The organism is Massilia sp. BSC265, assembly GCF_000740675.1.
Taxonomy (GTDB): domain Bacteria; phylum Pseudomonadota; class Gammaproteobacteria; order Burkholderiales; family Burkholderiaceae_D; genus Telluria.
The window spans coordinates 1-3,992 of record NZ_JPXI01000004.1 but is presented as its reverse complement, the minus strand read 5'-3'; the positions used below and the strand labels follow the sequence as shown (position 1 = coordinate 3,992).

2 protein-coding genes, 1 rRNA gene and 1 pseudogene are annotated in these 3,992 nt (G+C 57.0%); 1 reads left to right on the top strand and 3 read right to left on the bottom strand.

What is annotated here, in order from left to right:
• The 3 genes and pseudogenes from MA09_RS25150 to MA09_RS00270 all read right to left on the bottom strand — a co-directional run.
• Window positions 1–283, bottom strand: a pseudogene (locus tag MA09_RS25150) (M28 family peptidase); the annotation flags it as partial.
• A gap of 10 nt (window positions 284–293) precedes the next feature.
• Window positions 294–653 carry a DUF2061 domain-containing protein gene (locus MA09_RS23505; RefSeq protein ID WP_200883011.1) on the bottom strand — a complete coding sequence of 120 codons (360 nt, stop codon included), beginning with the start codon at window positions 651–653 and terminating at the stop codon, window positions 294–296.
• Between the two features lie 93 nt (window positions 654–746).
• Complete coding sequence (locus tag MA09_RS00270; protein ID WP_081897335.1) at window positions 747–2,723, bottom strand: methyl-accepting chemotaxis protein; 1,977 nt, start codon at window positions 2,721–2,723, stop codon at window positions 747–749.
• 517 nt (window positions 2,724–3,240) lie between these two features.
• Between MA09_RS00270 and MA09_RS00265 the strand changes: the two genes are divergently transcribed.
• Window positions 3,241–3,992, top strand: a 16S ribosomal RNA gene (locus MA09_RS00265); the annotation flags it as partial.

Here is a 3,992-nt window from a genome sequence, read left to right as displayed (position 1 = left end):
ATAGCCCTGCGCATCCCAGCTCGCGTGGTCCGAGCAGCCATAGCCGCACTTGTCATAGCCGATCGTCAGGCCCGGCAGATAGGTGCCGATCAGCTGGGCCAGGAAGGCGTTCTGCTGGCTGTTCGTGTAATCGGTGATCAGGTAGATGTCGTTGGCCGCACCCTTGTAATTCGTCATGTCGAGCTGCAGCACGCCGGCGACCTTCCGGCCCGCCTGCCTGAACTGGCGCGCAATCTCCCTGCGAACCCCGCAATCCCGCTTCTTCCGCCCCATAGGCAATGACCTGGATAATTTCAAGCAAGCGCCATCGACCGGCGCGACGCGAAGCTATCCGAGATCCGGTCGTGAAACGGAAGCAGAATCACAATGCAAACCGGCTCCAGCAAGGCGAGCATGCTGCCCAAGGCCAGCGATCCCGTCGCAAAGTACATGACAGCAAACGCGACGCCGGCATGAAGGGCAGGCTGGCTCAACCTCTCCGGCGCGACCATCAAATAGCGCCCACGCACGGTCCTCGCCGCGCAGCCTAGCTGAGGCCACGCAGATTGAGGATACGGTAGCAGCACATTGGTCACTGGCTCGATGATGACCGCCAGGCCGCCGAAGACCGCATTCACGGTCATCGCGTAGATGACCGTGAATGCGGTGGCCATATGTGCGCCCCCATTTGGCTAATCTTCTTCGCTGCCGCCGTTTGTGCCCCGCTTTCCAGTTCGATCTGCTATGGCCGGTGACAGCGATTTACCCTACTGAGTGATACTTGCATTCCTGTCCGCACTGGGATCGTAGTGGCCGTTTGAAAGCAACCGAGTTGCTTTTCCGGCAGTAATACGCGCTGCGGAAGCTGACTGCGCTTCATCGAGTTTGAATGCCGCAAGGGCACGCTCGAGGTTGGACGCTTGGTCCTGCATCGAAGCGGCGGCGGAGGCAGCCTGCTCGACCAGCGCCGCGTTGCGTTGCGTCGCCTCATCCATATGCGCCACCGACTGATTGACCTGCCCGATGCCGTCGCTCTGCTCGCGGCTGGCCGCTGCAATTTCATTCATCAAGTCAGCGACACGCCGGACCGATTCGACGATATCGCGCATTGTCGAGCCAGCATCGTCCACCAGTTTGCTTCCGGCTTGGACTTTCTCCACCGAATCGCCGATCAATTGTTTGATTTCCTTTGCGGCGCCGGCCGACCGTTGTGCAAGGTTACGCACTTCCGCCGCGACCACCGCGAAGCCACGCCCCTGCTCGCCCGCGCGTGCCGCCTCGACCGCGGCATTCAGGGCGAGAATATTCGTTTGGAACGCGATACTGTCGATGACGCCGATGATGTCGACGATCCTGCGCGAACTGTCGGTGATCGATCCCATGGTGGTCACGACTTGCCCCACGACATCTCCACCCTTGAGCGCGTAGCTCGAGGCGGCGCTCACAAGCTGGTTTGCCTGAGATGCGTTCTCGGCATTCTGGCGCACGGTCGACGTTAGCTCTTCCATCGCGGCAGCGGTCTGCTCCAGACTCGATGCCTGGGCTTCCGTCCGGCTTGATAGATCCAGATTGCCCGCAGCGATCTCTCGCGATGCTGTGCTGATAGCTGCCGTGCTTTCTCTTACCTGTGCGATCGTCTTACTCAACGAAGACACGAAGCGGTTGAATGAAAGCGCCAACTGCCCAATCTCGTCTTCGCTCTCCACTTTCATGCGGCGGCTGAGGTCACCGTCGCCGTCGGCGATTTCCCCGAGCATCTCTGATGCCCGGCGCACCGGTGCCGCGATGGCCCCGCTGACGAAATATATGGCCAACAGCCCAACTCCACCGCCCAACAGCGCTGCTACGAAGGCGGAGATGATGGCAGGGCGACCGACCGCGCCAAGAATCTCCGCTTCGGGGACGTCTGCAATCACATAAGCGTTGAGCTCGGGGATATACGACGATGCCACGATGCGGGCACCGGAGGCTGAATCGCTACGGATGTGTGCGTATTTTTTTCCGGCAAGCAGCTGTTCAGAAAGCGCTGGATCAATACCCGGCAGATCCTTGAGGGAGTGCTTTCCCTCGGCGAGTTTGGCGTCCCGATGCACAAGGATGCCGCCATCCGCCCGCGCCAGGTACACGGAGCCCGAAGCGCCAATCTTGTAGGCGCGGACGGCTGCGGCCATTGCTTCGACGGACAGCCCCAGACCGGTTACTCCGACCTGACCGGTACCTGTATCAAAACGCGCGTTAATGAACAACATGATCGCGTTAGAACTGCTGTTCTTGTCCAGTTCAAGAACGTAGTCCTTGTCGGAATCCAGGAAACTGTAGAACCATTGGTCGCTGGCGTTCTTCCGGTCCAAGGTTCGATCGTAGCCATCTCCGGTAAAGTACTTTCCTGTCGCATTCGATACCCAGAAGACCGCGGCGGCTCCGGTCTTGGCCTTCATTCGCTGGGCATAGGTCTGCCAATGCCCGGTCCCTTCTTCCGGAAGTCCCGCGGCCTCCCAGGAGAGGAGGAAAGAATTGTTTGCAATCGCTAGAGAGGAGGCCAGGGGAAGCGAGATGCGGTGCAGGATGTCGTTTCTGATCTCGCCGACAACTGCAGGGAGCTCTTGATCGACGACGCGCTCGCGGATACCGTCACTGGTCAAGACGATACTGAGCGAGGTCGAAATCGCGATGAACACCAGCAGGCAGGCCGCCATGCTAAGCATCAGTTTTTTCCGAATAGATAAGTGACGCAGGAAATGCATGAGCTTCCTTTCACAAACAAAAGTTTCAGTTGGGAAATATTTATCTGTAGTGTGTCGCGATCATGTGCTGCAGTCAATATGCTTTAGGTCTAAAGAAATATGTGACCTGCATACAACACGGGTTCTTTCAATTGCCCGACTACGGCGTCTTTTGCTATAGTTCGCGCCCTTCGCTGTTGGTTGGAGTTGTTCGACCCCGACAGCGGACAAAAGCCGGTGAAGCAAAACGGCTTGACGAAGATCGCGAAACACTGCATAATCTCATTCCTCTGCTGCTGACGAACACAACGCTTCGCACGGTGCAGCAAGGTAGTACAGAACACTGGTTCTTTAACAATCAACAGTCGATAAGTGTGGGCGTTTGATGAAGGTGCCGCTGGCTTCGGTCAGTGATTACTTAAATTATCAAATGTTCACAAAAGTATTAACGTTGCTCAGCAATGAGCGACGGTCAGTATCTTGAGTGAGCGACCCGGCAGCAATGCCGGTGACACGAAAGTGTCAACAAACAGAGATTGAACTGAAGAGTTTGATCCTGGCTCAGATTGAACGCTGGCGGCATGCTTTACACATGCAAGTCGAACGGCAGCGCGGGGCAACCTGGCGGCGAGTGGCGAACGGGTGAGTAATATATCGGAACGTACCCAGAAGTGGGGGATAACGTAGCGAAAGTTACGCTAATACCGCATACGATCTACGGATGAAAGTGGGGGACCTTCGGGCCTCATGCTTGTGGAGCGGCCGATATCTGATTAGCTAGTTGGTAGGGTAAAGGCCTACCAAGGCGACGATCAGTAGCTGGTCTGAGAGGACGACCAGCCACACTGGGACTGAGACACGGCCCAGACTCCTACGGGAGGCAGCAGTGGGGAATTTTGGACAATGGGCGCAAGCCTGATCCAGCAATGCCGCGTGAGTGAAGAAGGCCTTCGGGTTGTAAAGCTCTTTTGTCAGGGAAGAAACGGCTGCGGCTAATATCTTTGGCTAATGACGGTACCTGAAGAATAAGCACCGGCTAACTACGTGCCAGCAGCCGCGGTAATACGTAGGGTGCAAGCGTTAATCGGAATTACTGGGCGTAAAGCGTGCGCAGGCGGTTTTGTAAGTCTGACGTGAAAGCCCCGGGCTCAACCTGGGAATTGCGTTGGAGACTGCAAGGCTTGAATCTGGCAGAGGGGGGTAGAATTCCACGTGTAGCAGTGAAATGCGTAGAGATGTGGAGGAACACCGATGGCGAAGGCAGCCCCCTGGGTCAAGATTGACGCTCAT